The sequence below is a fragment of the Colwellia piezophila ATCC BAA-637 genome (genome assembly GCF_000378625.1).
Taxonomy (GTDB): Bacteria; Pseudomonadota; Gammaproteobacteria; order Enterobacterales; family Alteromonadaceae; genus Colwellia; species Colwellia piezophila.
This window is the reverse complement of sequence record NZ_KB905160.1, coordinates 698,548-712,972: the sequence shown is the minus strand read 5'-3', so window position 1 is coordinate 712,972 and position 14,425 is coordinate 698,548. Positions and strand designations below refer to the sequence as shown.

Here is a 14,425-nt window from a genome sequence, read left to right as displayed (position 1 = left end):
TTTAAGCCGACCATTTAAATACCGGCAAGTTAAGCTCGTGAGGTTAAAGCAACCGAGTTAAACTCAACCTGACTCCAGCCCTTTTGCATAAAGTTACGGATATTGCCGTGATCATTGCCTTGCGGATTTTTTAGCACATCATGATGATAAAATTTACCAAAACAAGCCAAGGTTTGCTGCTCGGTTAACTTATTAAGCTTGGCAAAATAAAATATTTTACAAGAGCCTTCATTGGTGCCCGCTTCATTAACTAAATCACCATTACTGAAACGTGCCGGTGTGTAGTTGTAGCTTTGAGCAATAACTTGCATCACTTGTTCAAAATTTACATTTTCGGGTTTTGCCTCTAGCTGACTAATTAACTCAGCCAAATTACTATTTTTTTCAACCGTATTCACTAGACATTTCCGGCTTTTAACTTTGCTTTAGCTTCCTCTACTTTAGAAAAGTCTAAGCCTAATTCATTCACTGCCTGCTCAATAAGGCCAGGATCGGCCATTACTAAACTCATAATCGCTTGCAGCTTTTCAGGCGGAATGCCAAGTTGTGCAATGAATGCCATTGCCATCATTGGGTTTTCAGTAAGCGCTTGAAAAAGTTCTCCAATTTTTTCATCACTGATATTTAGGTCTTTTAAAATTTGAATAATCGGGTTCATTAATTTTTTCTCAAGTTACATTAAATAATAAAGTTATTTTAACAAAAATCGGCCATTGTTAAAGCCTCAAATACACTAAAAGTTACTACTGTTAATTTTATTCACTTATTTTGTCAGTTTTTTACCATCGCTATGAGTGTAGTAAACTACACAGCTCAGTAAATAAAAAGTATAATACCGAGATTGATAGCCATTCACCGAATACGATGATATCAAAACCGTAACGCTTACCCCCTTAATTAACTATCGTGCTATTACTACTTTATGCCAGCAAAATTAAAATCACTAGAATTCGAGCAACCAAAACTTAAGTACCTGTCGGCCTACTCCGAGAAGGTACAATCACAAGTTCAGCAAATGCTTGAACAAAAAAAATTAGCTGCCTATTTATTATCAAAATATCCAACAACACATCAAATAACGAGCGACAAAGCGCTACGCTCTTATGTTATGTCGTTAAAAAACCAGTATTTGAAGAAATCAGCTCCTTTGAGCCAGATAAAATATGATGACAAAATTCATATTATTAATAATGCCTTAGGCCTGCACACCTATGTATCTCGTGTACAAGGCAATAAGTTAAAAAGTAAACATGAAATTAGAGTGGGTAGCTTATTTAAAAAAGCTCCAGAAGCATTTCTCGCCATGATAGTTGTGCATGAGTTAGCTCACTTAAAAGAAAAAGAACATAACAAAGCGTTTTATAAACTTTGCCAGAGTATGTTGCCTGATTACTATCAATTAGAATTAGACCTACGTATTTACTTAACGCAAGTGGAGTTGTTAGGCCGTATTTATTCTTAAGCTAAGGGCGCTTTATCTAAGAAACATATTGCCACTTGCTTGCTCAGGTAACTTTCTATAAATTACCGAACTATTATCAACATTATAAAGCCCTTAATTATGTCTGAAACTAAGATTAAGTTTGAATTAGAAAAACAAAACAAGAATAGCGTTCGCTATAAAGAAATACCCAAAGACGGCATGCCGCCAATTTTAGGCTCTATTTACGTACAAAAATGGTACGCAGGAAATAGTAAGTATTTGGAAGTTACCATTAATAAAATTGACTAGCGAGCATAGGGTACATATCGCTAAACGCAAAAAAGCCAGAATACCTTATTAAGGATATTCTGGCTTTTTATAGTAACCATTAGCTGAGCTAACGGCTCTGATCTTTTGTTAGTTACGCTTGATATAGCATAGCTAAAAAATCTTTAGACTCATTCACTTTGGTAAATTTAAACAATTGCGAACCAGCTTGATCTTTAACAACAACATTTAATTTGTTGATTGAAATAGACTTTACCGGTGCTTCAATAGCGTAAATCTTACCTTGAAAAGTATAAGACATAATATAACTCCTTTAATTGCGTAATAACGCAATATTAAAAAGCCTATAGCTGCATATACATAAAAATGATAATAATACGATGAACCCACCGAGAATTACTCGGGATCTCATGCAGCAAAAAGCTTTGTTGTAATAACTTTTTATTATGGTGTTGGCTGACTGTGAAAGGGAAAGACAAAACACGAAAAATCACTGAGGATTTACGTTACTTAACCGAGGAATGCTAAGTAACGACGACAATATACTCACCTTTGTTGAATAAGTAAACATTTATTTTAATAATAACGACCACTTATGTAACAAAGCTGTTACTTAACACTATTATCCAACAAAATACTTATCCGTTATCAAGGCTTACATTCTTATCGGCATAACTAATCTGAACACCTAATAGATAAGACATCACAGTCAACATTATCGAGTATTTTTTCCACGGTATTGCCAATAAACTTACCATTATTGCTCATGCCCATCACCAACACATCTACTTGATAATCTTTAACAAGCACAGGCAATTCAAATTCTGGTGAGCCAGCAATAAGGTGACTAGATTTTTTATCAAAGGAATAATTAGCTAGCAATTCATCAAACAAACTTTGATGGTGTTGCTTAATCGCATCAGTGTAGTCAGTAAAATCACCGTTATTTAAGCTATGGTCCATGCCCACTGAACTCATACCTTGCCACAACTCTATTCCAATCGGTTGATAACAATGACAAACATGCACATGACTATCAAATAACTCACCCATGGCTATAGCTGCGGCTAAAATTTTATTGTCTAATTTCTCTGGCTTATCGTGAGTCTTTTTAGGATCAACAGCAGCAATAATCTTATGATAAGAAGAGTCGTTCAAGCTCTTAGTGAGTAATAGTGGTACTGGACAATGCTCAAGCAGTTGCCAGTCACTCGGTGTGAAAAAAACCTTGTTAATCGTTGAGTATTGCTTGGTTGACTTAACCACCAAACAGACATTGTCACTTTCTACTTTAGCCACCACGGCGCAACTTATATCAGGATGCCAAACAGCATCAAGCCTAACCTCGAGTCCTAAAGCCGTTATTTCAGCTAAGTAGGTTTCTAACCAACGTAACTTAGTCGCCACGTACTCTTTTTGTAAAGCCAATAATTGCGTTTGATTAAAGTTCCAGTGACTAACAAGCCCACGAGTATAAGCGACTAGAAATAATTCAATAGTGGCAGAGGTCTGCTTGGCTATTTTAATCGCTTGCACTAAAGCGGGCTGATGATCACTACTATCGTCCATCACCACTAAAATCTCTTTAATTAACCTCATCCTTTCCTCCTAAGTATCAAGCCTATAACTGCAAGTGCCACATTAAATATCCCTATTTACTTAACCTGAACTCTGGATAATGAGTGTTTGATGTTTAAGTAAAAACAACAACTTACGGTTGTTAAGAACAAAATTTACAAGGTTAAGTAGCGATATACTCTATCAATGTTTCAATTTATTCGATTATCAAGGAAAAACGTTTATGAATAACGGGTTATTTATCGACGTTTTAACGCTGAGAATCGGATAAAGGGGAATATTGAGCAAGTGCTGCTTATCCAGAATTCAGGTTACTTAGTAAACAATATTTCTTATACCCTTAGTTAAAAATTAGTTGAATGAACGACATTTAGCAATGTATCGCCGTTATCAATTGACCCAGTACCTGCTCGAGATAACCCCCAGCAATCATTGACGATATTTTACTTGCTAATGGCGCCCATTAACTCACTAGAACAGTTTTATCTGCTCTTCATTTACCTTTAGTAAATGCCATTAGTAGCTACTTCATCTGTTAATCGTTATGTAATAAACAAATACAGTTTTTTAAATCCTTTTTTAATATACTAACGCCAACGGCTAGCGAATAATAAATTTCATCAAGCCTTCTTATATCCAGCAGAGCACTAAAAAACCGTGAATGAATTGCCCTTACTAACCAAACTAATCAAAACGCCATTAATCCTGTTAAGTATTTTTAGTGGTTGTTTTTTTTGCGTAAACCTTCCATCACAAGCCAGTGAAATGAACAACTTAACGGCGTCCGAACTGAAAAACTTACATCAGTGTCAAAAGACCTTTGAATATGATGTTCATTTCTTTGGGGGAAAAGTCGGTTATTTACACCGCACCATCAAATGGGATAAAATCTCAACAGTGCCTCAGGCCGCAATCACATCAAAGGCTGAAGTAAGCTTCTTTTGGCTAGACTCGACCTACAATCAAAAAACCACCCTGCAATACTCAAAGCAGCACAAGCATTTTTTAACCCCTGGTTTCTCACAAAAGCTGAGCGGACTTAAAAATAGAACAATGACCGCTAAAATGTCGAACAATGGCCTATCCTCAACAGTTACCCTAGATGATGAGGTAACCCACTATCCCCAGAAAGATGAAAATAAAGATTATCCTTTATATGGTATTGATACTTTAGGAGCACAAATTCGGCTCAATTTGCTGCAAGACAAAAAGAAATTTATGCTTTCCCGCCAAGCAAGTAATCGAGTTGATACTTATCAATTTGAAGTGGCGGGTGTGGAAGTTATTGATCATAAAAAATGGGGCAAGTTAGCAACCATTAAGGTCATTGAAGTGGGCGAGCACGACAGTATCGTTTTATGGTTTTCCAAAAATCATGACTTTCAACTAGTAAAAGCAGAGCTTGATATGATTTTTTCGCCGGTAGTATGGTTAACTGACTTTAGTATGCAATGTGAGCCGTAAACCTTGTCAATAACTTACCGGTGAATTAGTTCATAACCTTACTTAGCTTTTAATTTCATAGTAAACATACTTATCAAGATAAACTGCCGGCTTACATGTGCTCAAAAAAGATACAACCATAAGTAAAGGAACTAAACTAGATAATATGGTTTGCTTTTATTGAGCGGTTCCAATGAAAATATCCAACAAAATTATTTTAGCTTCAGTGGTATTATCTGCCATTGGTATCATAACAGCGGGTGGCTTAGTTGGTTGGCAAGCAACCAGCATTGCAGCAACGGCAATGGAGAAAAGAGCATTTAGCCAGCTCGTTGCTATTCGAGAAATTCAAAAAACCCAAATTGAAAATTACTTTAAAACCATAAAAAAAGAAGTCATTACTTACTCCAATGACGGCATGATTATCGATATGATGCAGCAACTACCTGAGCATTTCTTTAATTACGATAGTCAAACCTCACTGCGAGATAACGATAAGATTAAAGGCTATTATCGTAATGAGTTTGATCCTGAATACAAAAACCAAAACCCCTCCTCTTCATTAAGTTCTATAGAAAAATATCAACAGCTAAACCAAAACACCAAATCATTACAACATGCTTACATCAGTGCTAACCCTAACCCGTTAGGCAGTAAAAATGGCTTATTATTCGCAGATGATGGCTCAAATTACAGCCAGTTACATAAGAAATATCATGCACACTTAGACCAATACTTAAATGCTTTTGGTTATTACGATATATTTTTAGTCGAGCCTGATACCGGTTTTGTTATTTACTCGGTCTTTAAAGAGCTTGATTTTGCCACCTCACTGTTATCAGGTCCGTACAAAAATACCGGCCTTGCTAAAGCGTTTAACGCAGCAAATAGTAGCTCCGATAAAAACACTAGTTTTTTAATCGATTTCAAACCTTATTTCCCCTCATATCATGCCGCTGCGGCTTTTATCTCTTCTCCCATATTTTCAGATTCAGGTGAAAAGATTGGTATCTTAATTTTTCAAATGCCGATAGCTAAGATCAATAATTTGATGACTTATGACAAAAAATGGCAAAAAGTAGGCTTGGGAGAATCAGGCGAAACCTATCTTATTGGTGATGACAACTTACTTAGAAGTCAAAGTCGTTTTCTTATTGAAGATAAAAAAGGCTATATCAGTGCGCTAGAATCTGTGGGCACAAATAAAGCAACCCTTGATAAAATAATTGCCAGTGACTCTGGCATCGGCTTACAAGAAGTAGCAACCGAGAGTGCCAATGCGGCATTATCAGGACAAAGCGGCATTAAACGTATTAAAGACTACCGCAACGTAGACGTTTTATCAGCTTTTGCCCCGCTGAATATCGAAGGTGTTGATTGGGCAATATTAAGTGAAATTGATGTTGCTGAAGCAATGAAAGATAGAGAAGATATGTTGAATAGTATCTGGCTTATTATTTCCGTCATTATGGTGATATTGATCCCTCTGACATTAATATCAGGTTTTATGGTTGGACGCGGTATATCTAACCCTATCAATAGCTTTATTGGACAAGTAAATAAAATAAGCAAAAACAAAGACCTAAGTCATAGCGTTGAATACGACGGTAATGATGAACTACTTGGTTTAGCTAATTCTTTTAATCATTTAATCAGCGAAATAAGAGATATTCTACACTGCGTCGAACAGTTATCCGAAACTCTGCTTGAATCGACTGAAAAGATGTTAATTAATATGGATGAGACAACAAGTCAAACTCAAAGTCAGACCGATAATGCTGATAGCATGGCAGTGGCTACTAACCAGTTACTTGCGACTATCAAAGAGGTGGCTCGTAATGCTGCAGAGGCTGCCAATACAGTGAAAGAAACCAGTGACAAATGCATTGAGAGCAATAATTCTGCCGAAAATTTGGAACATGATATGGATGAGTTAAATAAACAAATGTCATCGGCTTCAAGCTCTATCGAAAAGCTCGCCGATGAAAGCGTATCTATCGGCTCTGTTTTAGATGTTATCCAATCAATTGCAGAACAAACTAATTTATTAGCCCTAAATGCGGCCATCGAAGCAGCTAGAGCTGGCGAGCAAGGACGTGGCTTTGCCGTTGTTGCTGATGAAGTAAGAACATTGGCAAGTCGCACACAACAATCCACTGAAGACATTCGAGAGAAAATAAACTCCTTACAACAAGAAACACAAAGTACGGTAAAAATAGTCAGCTCTTCCAGTGAAATGGCTAATCATAGCATTGACTCTTGTCAGAAAAACCGCCACATCATCACCGACATATTGGCACTGGTTGAGCAATTAAGTGATATGAACATTCAAATTGCTACCGCGTCTGAAGAGCAAAGCATGGTAGTCAACGAGATTAACCAAAATGTTACCGAGATAGCTGATAACTCTCATAATATTTCCGATAATGCTAATTTAAGTAGAGAAGATGTTAAAAACCTCAGTACTCTGGTCAGGAACCTTGAAGAAAAAATGCGAGAATTTAGCTTCTAGCTAGACTTACCACACTGGCTATAAAATAACCCTATGATTTAATGTACTTAAAATACTCAAGTACAGCTATTAATGCTTCAGGAGATAAAATATGAAGAACTCTTTGTTAGCAATATGTTTTAGCTGTTCAATATTAACTACATTTTTATTTTGTAGTAACGTTTATGGGGTTGAGGGGCTATCTGCCAATGTTGCCGTAACTAATAACTACCTTTGGCGAGTTCAATATTAAGTTACTGCATTTCTTCAAGGCGGCTATTCATAATTGAGAAAACCTTGCCTATAACTGCCAACCTTACCTGCAAAAGGTTCAACAAAGTGAACATAAACAAGCCCCTCTGCTTACTGCTTTGGTAGCCTTCTTATTAACAAACCTCACTGGTTTTTATACGGCAGTTCATCTATAGATCATGTATAATGCGGCGCGGCGTAACTGGCTAATGTAAATTGCTATCAAATAAAGTAATTAATTGGCTATACCAATGCACCTATCTCGAGCGTTCAAATTCTCGGTGTAACCATACGTGTAACTATAACTATAACGCTCAACATAACCCCAAGGAAACCTATGCAAGACCCGGTATTTTATCAATTTTCAATCACTACTACCCTACTTCTATTAGTTGGCTTTTACGGTCTTACCTTTCTATTTTCAACCTTAGCGGCAAAAAAATCGGATAGTGTCGATGGCTACATGGTTTCCAATGGTGCCGTAGGATTTGGCATCGCCGCGGCGAGTATGACGGCAACGTGGATTTGGGCGGCGTCTTTTTACGGCGCAGCAAGCTCAGGCTACAAATATGGCTTGTCCGGCGCAATGCACTACGGATTTTGGGGGGCCTTGATGATATTATTTATTTACCCTTACGGTCAGCGCTTTCGCGAATTAGCTCCCAGAGCTCGCACCTTAGCTGAGGTTATGCACGCAAGACATGGCTCCTCTAGTCAGCTTATTTTGGCGGTTTCAAACTTAGTTGGCAGTGTTATCAGCCTAATGGTTAACTTCACCGCTGCGGGCGCCTTGGTGTCAGTACTGACGCCATTATCTTTCCAAACGGGCGTATTGATCGCCGGTGTCGGTGTTTTATCTTATACGCTATGGTCAGGCTTTAGAGCCTCTATTCTTACCGACTTCGCGCAAGTTGTCGCCATGATGGTCGTCGCGATTGTACTCATCCCTTGGATTTATTTCAGCATGGGCGGCTCTGATGCTCTATCACAAGGCTTCAATATATTAACCGCCGAACAGGCCGATTTCTTCTCCACCAAAGCCATTTTAGAACAAGGCGCACCATTTTTTGTCGCCGTACTTGCCTACGGTATTGGTAACCAGACCATTGCTCAGCGAATTTTTGCTGTACGCCAAGACCTCATCAAATCTTCATTCATCACCGCGACACTAGGCTATGGTTCTATCGTCATCGGTTTAGGCATGCTCGGCATGATGGCACTGTTTATGGGCATGACACCACATGATGGCGATTTGAATAACCTGATTCCACAAGTCGCCTCAACCTACTTGCCGCCTTTTGCTATCGGTATGCTGTTTATCTTAGTCATTGGCTCGTTGTCCTCAACCGCCGACTCAGATCTCTCAGCGCTTTCAGCCATTGTGATGACAGATATTTATGCAAAGAACTTAGCCAAAGGTAAAATCGACAATAAGAAGATGCTACTTTTAGGTCGTATAACCATGGTTATCGCCACAATCCTGGGTTTAATTCTTGCCAGTTTCTCTCTCGACATCCTAGTAATGCTCGTTTTTGTTGGCGCTTTATGGGGCTCGCTTGTTTTCCCTGTTATCGCTAGCTGTTATTGGGACAGAGTCACTAACAAAGCCTTTTTAAGCGCAGTATTAGGTGGCTTAACACTATTTTGTTTGGTACGTTTTGAATTGATACCATTGGTTGGAATTTGGGCTGCTAGCATGGAAGTTATTGCCGCAGTTGGTGGCGGCACAGTTATTGGATTAATGTGTTATGGTTTTTCAAATCGTAAAGCGGCACTTTTCATAGGTACCATTGTCGGGTTAATATGCGCTTACTATTTCCAAAACTTTTTACGTGATTACACTGTTTTGCTTGGCTCTCTGATTGCCTATGGAGCAAGCACTATGATCTGTACTGCGATTAGCTTAGCCAATAAAGAGCGCTTTGATTTTTCGCTGATTCACGAACGCATCCAACATTTTGACTAATAAATTTAACATTCAAACCAGGAAGACAACATTATGCTATCCCTATATATTTTGATATGGCCAGTAATTTCAGCCGTCGTGCTGTTCGTCATAGTTAGAGCGTTCTTTAAAGACATGGCTGAAGCCAAGCGCGAAGATCGCAGTATTGTATAAAAAAGAGTGTTTAAAGATTAGCGTTTAAAGAAGAGTGTTTAAAGAAGAGTGTTTAAACACTGACTTCTAAATACTGCTGTCTAAACAAGTCTACTTAAATAAGAAAATCCGATATTTACTCTATATCGGATTTTTTTATGCTTTAGCTGCTGCTTATTGTACTTAGTAATGTGCTTATGAGTACTTGTGAGTGCTCGGATTATTACTCGATAACTCATGACGAAGCGAGAAGTAAGAAGAACAAGATTTAATAGATGATTGGGTTAACACACCTAGTCCATGTGAAACGTGTAACGACCCTGAAAAGGTGTGTTATGCACACATAGATAGAGGGCAACCTGCCTTCTATAAATAAGGATGGCTCATGCTAACTGATATCAAATTACGTATTACTATCAAAGCAGAACATGAAGAAAAATTAAGCACCTCTTAGTTTGTTTTTCCATCACGCCCTTGTAAAGTGGTGAAGGTACGGTGCCACTGGGTACTCAATACTGAACAATAAAAAACGGTTTTGACGCTAATGCTAATTAGCGTCAAAACCGTTTAAATAGTGCAATCAATTCATTGAGCATTACTCAGGTTTAGAATAGCCTGCCCAAATATCTTCATTAACTGTTTTTTTCTTTTTACGTTTTTTCTTACCGGTGCCTTCAGGTTTGGCCATCGGTTTACTTTCAGCTAACTCTGCGGCTAAAATTGAATCTTCGGCGATTTCCGCCACTTCAAAACCTGCTACTTGCTCACGTTCAAGCCAGATTTTGTTCTTCTTTTCGATCACTTTAAAGTGATGATAGTCTTCATGATCAATAAGCGATATAGCTAAACCCACTTCTCCTGCACGGCCACTTCGGCCAATACGGTGCATGTAGTCTGACGGACTTCTTGGTAAGTTAAAGTTAATTACCACCGGCAGTTTTTCAATGTCTAAACCACGGGCTGCAATATCGGTGGCAATTAAGACGTCAATCGTGCCTGCTTTAAAGCCTTCTAGCACACGAGTACGTTCACTCTGGCCTTTATCGCCATGAAAGACTTCGGCGGTTATACCACGTTTAGCGAGCTTTTCAGCTAAATGCTCACAGTGGTGTTTAGCATTAACGAAAACCAATGCTTGTCGCCATTGATGCTCATGAATTAAATGCGCTAATACCGCTGTTTTTTCGCCTTTGTTAACGGTAAAGACACGTTGTACCAAGGTACTCGCATCTTTACTTTGCAATTGTATTTCAACAGGGTTATTCAATAACTCTTGGGTTAAGGTCTGTACTTGCTCAGGAAAAGTTGCTGAAAATAATAGCGTTTGTTTTTTCTTTGGCATTAATGCCATTATCTGTGAAAGCTCTTCAGTAAAACCTAGGCTTAACATTCTGTCGGCTTCATCAAGAACTAAGGTATTGACCAAATCAAGCTTAATGGCATTACTTGAAATCAAATCGAGTAATCGACCCGGTGTGGCTACCAAAATATCGGTGCCGCCACGTAAAGCTAGCATTTGCTTATTTACCGAGACACCACCAAAAACAGCCATGGCTTTAATCGCGCCGTTAAAATGCACTGAATAAGATTTAATACTGTCGGCAACTTGCTTGGCCAATTCTCGGGTAGGAACTAAGATCAGTCCGCTAACGTAATTGCCTTTATTCATCGTGCCTTTATTGTTTGTAGAGCCTTTGCCAACACTTTGTTTTGAGAGTTGCTGCAACATAGGCAGCGCAAACGTTGCTGTTTTACCCGAGCCAGTATTTGCCCCACCAATTAAATCACGTCCGGCTAATACGCTAGGAATAGCTTGGGCTTGAATAGGCGTTGGCTGAAGGTATTCCAGCTCAGTTAATCGAGCTAAGATGGGTGAAATAAGGCCCAACTCGGCAAAAGTGGTGGTAACGTTGGCAGGTGTTGTGGCTTTAGGTGTGTCAGTGCTCATTAAGATAAAGGGCTCGAAGCTAAGGTAATAACCCCTATTTTAGCGTATTTATACCCTGTAATACCAATGGAATTAAGTAAGCAATTAAACTAGCCCCAAAAAACGAATAAACTACCGCCAAAAAGCGATTACAGCGGCGCTTATTTCATTCAATGACCGGCACATAATTAAAAACACTAAAAAAGTAACTAAGCTTTTACTAAGGCTTCATTATAGGCTTTCACCTGCGGGAATACTTGCCTTAACTCTTGCTCAGTGAATTGCCAATGTTGAGATAATATATTGCCGATCCAACCAAAACTATTCGTGGTAGGCATTAAATCGCGTTGCTCAAATAATTCATCCGCTTTTAAGCCAGGCCATTTGCCTTGAACTTTTCCGCCGTTAACCGCGCCGCCAGCTAGAAATAGTGCACTACCGGTGCCATGGTCGGTACCACCGGTGCCATTTTCTTTGGCTGTTCTACCAAACTCAGTGCCTATAATAATCACAGTGTTTTGCCACTCGTCCCCTAAACCTGACTTTAATGCAGCTAAACCTTGGTCTAGCTCAGATAGTTGTCTATTTAAGCGGAAACTTTGATTATTATGCGTATCCCAACCACCTAGTTCTAACATGGCACAGTCAACACCCTGCTCGCCCACCATGAACTTTGCACAAGCTTTGCTTAAATCAATAAACTTACCTTGCCGCTTTTTAGTCTTGGCATTTTTAGCGCCGACTAAACCGAGTACCTCTAAGCCATTTTCAAGGTTTTCTTTTAAGGCTTCATCATGTTGATATAACTGAGCTAGTTCGCTGTAAACTTCATGCTCGGCACTGTCAAACTTTGACGGATACCAAGTACTCACTTGCTTAGTACTGTTTTTACTGCCGCGCAAGCTAATCGGTGTTGCGCGAGAAATAGCAAGGGCGCGTTTATTTTTAACGTCAATCGCACGAGACAACCAACCAGAGTCATGGTCAATCTGCCCTTTACCACTTTCTAAAAAATCTTGGCCATCAAAGTGCGAACGTTTTTGATACCCCGACGATACCGCAACAATAGGTAACAATGATTTTTCTTGATACCAAGTATGCATATTTTTTAATGACGGGTGTAAAAAAAAGCCTTGTTGTAAGGGTAATAATGGCGCTTTAAAACTAGCAGAGAGTTTAGGTCGTAAGGTTTTATATTGCGGGTCAAAACTCGGTATTATGGTATGCATTGAATCTAAAGCACCACGTAATAATAACCAAACAATTTTAGGGTTAGCTTTTTGTTTATCCGCGCCAAAAGCAAAGGTTGAGCTCATAGGAAAAGAGAGGACCGCTAAACCAGCGCCTGCCATTTTGATAAATTTACGCCGCGATAATATGGCAGCTTCAGTGTTGTTGTTAACATGACTCATCGCTATCTCCTTTGAAACTCAGGGCTCATTAATAAAAGTGTTAATGACATTTGTCGACTTTCCGCTCGCAATACTGCGTTATAAGTCAGCTCACTAACACTACTGCCTAAAGATAATTTCATTATTTTTTCTGAATTTATTCTGCCGCGCGAGCCTGAGATCATCGTTGCCCAATCAATACGCGCCATCAGCGCATTGGGTCCTAACCAATCATCGACCTCATCACTATAACCTGCCGGAGAGCCTGCATTAAAAGGCTGTTGGCCTAGGCTGGTTAATACATTCAGCAAAACTTTTGAATTTAACTTCTTTGGGGCAAGGCCGCGGTAGGTTGAGATAACAAATTCTCTCGGTGTTTTAAACTTCTGCGCGCTAGGCTGCCATGATTCATCGGCATCAAATAGACTAAACATCACTTGTTTGATATTGCCGTCAGTACGGTGCCAAGTAGTTTCCATTTTATTTAACAATGACGCTGAAGGCGTTTCTTCAACAAAATGGTGCGCAAGCTTATAACAAATATGTTTTGCTGTGGCTGGATGTTTGGCAATATCACCTAGCATTTTCTTGCCCTGATTCATGCCTTGTGGGGCATAACGCTTACCCAATAATGTTCGCGTACCGGGTTCATGGCCATAAGCTCGAAAAACAAAACCGGCACCTTTATCTTTTGTCGGTTTTTTTACACTCCAGCCGGTAATGCCTTTAGCCAATTCAACAACATCTTGTTGGTTATAGCCGCCATCAACACCTAAAGTATGTAACTCCATAATTTCTCGAGCTAGGTTTTCATTTAAGCCTTTCTTATGTTTTTTTGCCATCCGAGAGTTAGGGCCAAATGATTTTTCATTATTTAGATAAACCAACATAGCGGGGTGCTGCTCAACCGCCAGTAACATATCACTAAAGTTACCGAGTAAATGCGGTGCAATGGCTTCACGTTCAAGGGTTGCGGCAAGGCCGACCATTAATCGCCCGTTAGCGGTGACGCTGAAATGATTAGAGAAGAAGTCGAGTAGACGCCAGCTTACGCTATGGTCAGAATTAATGGCTTGTTGCAACGAATTAGCAGACATATCACGCAAAGCTTTACGGGCAAACAGCTTACTCACTTTGGGTATGGATGACGCATCGTTATTTTCCATGCTCATCTGATTTGTCAGCTGTTTATTTTGCTGCTTTTTTTGCTGCTTCTTCTGTTGCTGATAATTTGCAAACTCAACCAATATTTCATTTGAATCAGGTAAATTATCGGTAAAGCTAATAGCTTGTAATTGCGACTTAATCCATTGTTTGGGATCTGATTTGGCCAACTCAAGTTCATTAGCCCTTGCGCCATAACCAAAGCGATTAACCGCAATATTAGCCTTACTAACATTACTAACATTACTAACATCAGCTGATGACATTGAATTTTCAGACATAACTCACCTAACTTGCTTACAACAAAATGAATAACACCCTTTCAATATAGGGTGAGCTAATGGCAAGTTACTAGTCTATTTACATATCT

The 14,425-nt window shown here is 39.0% G+C and carries 13 protein-coding genes; 6 read left to right on the top strand and 7 right to left on the bottom strand.

All coding sequences use genetic code 11. The features are described from left to right. Nucleotides 1–29: 29 nt before the first annotated feature. Both F580_RS0102870 and F580_RS0102865 read right to left on the bottom strand, forming a co-directional pair. The gene (locus F580_RS0102870; RefSeq protein WP_019026194.1) at nucleotides 30–398 is read right to left on the bottom strand and encodes a HopJ type III effector protein; all 369 of its coding nucleotides are present in this window, start codon (nucleotides 396–398) and stop codon (nucleotides 30–32) included. Beyond that, entirely contained in the window at nucleotides 398–658 is a 261-nt protein-coding gene (locus tag F580_RS0102865; RefSeq protein ID WP_019026193.1) for a DUF2999 family protein, read from the bottom strand. The genes F580_RS0102870 and F580_RS0102865 overlap by 1 nt, the downstream gene beginning before the upstream one ends. A gap of 264 nt (nucleotides 659–922) precedes the next feature. Here F580_RS0102865 and F580_RS0102860 point away from each other — a divergent pair, with 264 nt between their 5' ends. Further along, a complete protein-coding gene (locus tag F580_RS0102860; RefSeq protein ID WP_019026192.1) occupies nucleotides 923–1,462 on the top strand; it encodes a M48 metallopeptidase family protein in 540 nt (179 codons plus the stop codon). A gap of 99 nt (nucleotides 1,463–1,561) precedes the next feature. Beyond that, nucleotides 1,562–1,732, top strand: coding sequence for a hypothetical protein (locus tag F580_RS26555; RefSeq protein WP_019026191.1), 171 nt, complete (start codon nucleotides 1,562–1,564; stop codon nucleotides 1,730–1,732). A 112-nt stretch (nucleotides 1,733–1,844) separates the two neighbouring features. On the opposite strand, the gene F580_RS26550 is transcribed toward F580_RS26555, so the two are convergent. Further along, nucleotides 1,845–2,012, bottom strand: coding sequence for a hypothetical protein (locus tag F580_RS26550; protein ID WP_019026190.1), 168 nt, complete (start codon nucleotides 2,010–2,012; stop codon nucleotides 1,845–1,847). Between the two features lie 374 nt (nucleotides 2,013–2,386). Continuing rightward, on the bottom strand, nucleotides 2,387–3,310 hold the full coding sequence (locus F580_RS0102845) for a universal stress protein (protein ID WP_019026189.1): 924 nt from the start codon (nucleotides 3,308–3,310) through the stop codon (nucleotides 2,387–2,389). A gap of 744 nt (nucleotides 3,311–4,054) precedes the next feature. Between F580_RS0102845 and F580_RS0102840 the strand changes: the two genes are divergently transcribed. The 4 genes from F580_RS0102840 to F580_RS27080 all read left to right on the top strand — a co-directional run bounded on the left by F580_RS0102840 (nucleotide 4,055) and on the right by F580_RS27080 (nucleotide 9,594). Continuing rightward, nucleotides 4,055–4,753: a DUF3108 domain-containing protein gene (locus tag F580_RS0102840; protein WP_157442966.1), complete on the top strand. Its 699-nt coding sequence runs from the start codon at nucleotides 4,055–4,057 to the stop codon at nucleotides 4,751–4,753. Between the two features lie 172 nt (nucleotides 4,754–4,925). Beyond that, nucleotides 4,926–7,244 carry a methyl-accepting chemotaxis protein gene (locus tag F580_RS0102835; RefSeq protein WP_019026187.1) on the top strand — a complete coding sequence of 773 codons (2,319 nt, stop codon included), beginning with the start codon at nucleotides 4,926–4,928 and terminating at the stop codon, nucleotides 7,242–7,244. Between the two features lie 568 nt (nucleotides 7,245–7,812). Next, nucleotides 7,813–9,441 (top strand): sodium:solute symporter family protein, encoded by a 1,629-nt coding sequence (locus F580_RS0102830; RefSeq protein WP_019026186.1) that lies wholly within the window; start codon nucleotides 7,813–7,815, stop codon nucleotides 9,439–9,441. Between the two features lie 33 nt (nucleotides 9,442–9,474). Next, on the top strand, nucleotides 9,475–9,594 hold the full coding sequence (locus F580_RS27080; protein ID WP_281167204.1) for a putative transporter small subunit: 120 nt from the start codon (nucleotides 9,475–9,477) through the stop codon (nucleotides 9,592–9,594). 574 nt (nucleotides 9,595–10,168) lie between these two features. Here the strand turns inward: F580_RS27080 and F580_RS0102825 are convergent. The 3 genes from F580_RS0102825 to F580_RS0102815 all read right to left on the bottom strand — a co-directional run bounded on the left by F580_RS0102825 (nucleotide 10,169) and on the right by F580_RS0102815 (nucleotide 14,336). Further along, on the bottom strand, nucleotides 10,169–11,521 hold the full coding sequence (locus F580_RS0102825) for a DEAD/DEAH box helicase (protein ID WP_019026185.1): 1,353 nt from the start codon (nucleotides 11,519–11,521) through the stop codon (nucleotides 10,169–10,171). Between the two features lie 188 nt (nucleotides 11,522–11,709). Beyond that, nucleotides 11,710–12,912 carry a DUF1501 domain-containing protein gene (locus tag F580_RS0102820; protein WP_019026184.1) on the bottom strand — a complete coding sequence of 401 codons (1,203 nt, stop codon included), beginning with the start codon at nucleotides 12,910–12,912 and terminating at the stop codon, nucleotides 11,710–11,712. A gap of 2 nt (nucleotides 12,913–12,914) precedes the next feature. Then, on the bottom strand, nucleotides 12,915–14,336 hold the full coding sequence (locus F580_RS0102815) for a DUF1800 domain-containing protein (RefSeq protein ID WP_019026183.1): 1,422 nt from the start codon (nucleotides 14,334–14,336) through the stop codon (nucleotides 12,915–12,917). Between the last annotated feature and the right edge of the window lie 89 nt (nucleotides 14,337–14,425).

Coding starts and splice junctions, on each gene's coding strand:
- F580_RS0102845 (WP_019026189.1), bottom strand. CDS start 3,310: ATGAGGTTAATTAAAGAGATTTTAGTGGTGATGGACGATAGTAGTGAT.
- F580_RS26555 (WP_019026191.1), top strand. CDS start 1,562: ATGTCTGAAACTAAGATTAAGTTTGAATTAGAAAAACAAAACAAGAAT.
- F580_RS0102835 (WP_019026187.1), top strand. CDS start 4,926: ATGAAAATATCCAACAAAATTATTTTAGCTTCAGTGGTATTATCTGCC.
- F580_RS0102815 (WP_019026183.1), bottom strand. CDS start 14,336: ATGTCTGAAAATTCAATGTCATCAGCTGATGTTAGTAATGTTAGTAAT.
- F580_RS0102820 (WP_019026184.1), bottom strand. CDS start 12,912: ATGAGTCATGTTAACAACAACACTGAAGCTGCCATATTATCGCGGCGT.
- F580_RS0102840 (WP_157442966.1), top strand. CDS start 4,055: ATGAACAACTTAACGGCGTCCGAACTGAAAAACTTACATCAGTGTCAA.
- F580_RS0102830 (WP_019026186.1), top strand. CDS start 7,813: ATGCAAGACCCGGTATTTTATCAATTTTCAATCACTACTACCCTACTT.
- F580_RS0102825 (WP_019026185.1), bottom strand. CDS start 11,521: ATGAGCACTGACACACCTAAAGCCACAACACCTGCCAACGTTACCACC.
- F580_RS0102865 (WP_019026193.1), bottom strand. CDS start 658: ATGAACCCGATTATTCAAATTTTAAAAGACCTAAATATCAGTGATGAA.
- F580_RS26550 (WP_019026190.1), bottom strand. CDS start 2,012: ATGTCTTATACTTTTCAAGGTAAGATTTACGCTATTGAAGCACCGGTA.
- F580_RS0102860 (WP_019026192.1), top strand. CDS start 923: ATGCCAGCAAAATTAAAATCACTAGAATTCGAGCAACCAAAACTTAAG.
- F580_RS27080 (WP_281167204.1), top strand. CDS start 9,475: ATGCTATCCCTATATATTTTGATATGGCCAGTAATTTCAGCCGTCGTG.